Here is a 575-nt window from a genome sequence, read left to right on the forward strand (position 1 = left end):
GGCCTGTGGCGGCAGACCTCCAGCCAGACCCGTGCCGAGGCATGGGCGGAGGTGAGGCGCACCACCACCGACGTCGAGCGCTACCGCATCCTGGTGGCGGCCTCGGTGGCCCGCCGGGCTGCTTTGGACGCGGCGCAGAGCCACCACCGGCACGACTGGGCGTTCTGGGCGGCGGTGTGGGACGCGGTGATGGCGATCGCTGTCTGCGACCGGATCGGCGGCCACTACGACGTCCTGATCGCCCCGGTCGCCGCCGTCATGCCCACGCTCGGAGTCTGCCGGCGGGACCAGCTCGGAACCCGCCACCTGCCGGACGCCGCGCTCGGGAGGAGCGGGCAGTCGTGAACCACGGTGTCCCCGTGATGGTGGCCGACAACGACGCCGAGGTCCGTGAGGCGCTCGCGGACCTGGTCGAGTCGCATCCCGCTTTCGAGTTGGCGGGGCTGGCCGTCGATCACGCCCAGACCGTCTCGGTGGCGAGCCAGACGCACCCTCGGGTCCTTCTCATGGACGTGCAGATGCCCAAGGGCGATGCCCCCACCACCGTCCGCGCCCTGCGCGAACGCGCACCGGAA

Annotated in this window: 2 protein-coding genes; both read left to right on the forward strand. The window is 72.3% G+C overall.

Going from position 1 to position 575, the window contains the following annotated elements; genetic code table 11:
• The first annotated feature begins 3 nt into the window (after nucleotides 1-3).
• A complete protein-coding gene (locus tag AQJ91_RS48200) occupies nucleotides 4-345 on the forward strand; it encodes a hypothetical protein (protein WP_079085771.1) in 342 nt (113 codons plus the stop codon).
• On the forward strand, nucleotides 342-575 hold a 234-nt coding region (locus tag AQJ91_RS48205; protein ID WP_159054846.1), incomplete at its 3' end, for a response regulator transcription factor. The genes AQJ91_RS48200 and AQJ91_RS48205, both read left to right, overlap by 4 nt.

Source organism: Streptomyces dysideae, assembly GCF_001514305.1.
Taxonomy (GTDB): Bacteria; Actinomycetota; Actinomycetes; order Streptomycetales; family Streptomycetaceae; genus Streptomyces; species Streptomyces dysideae.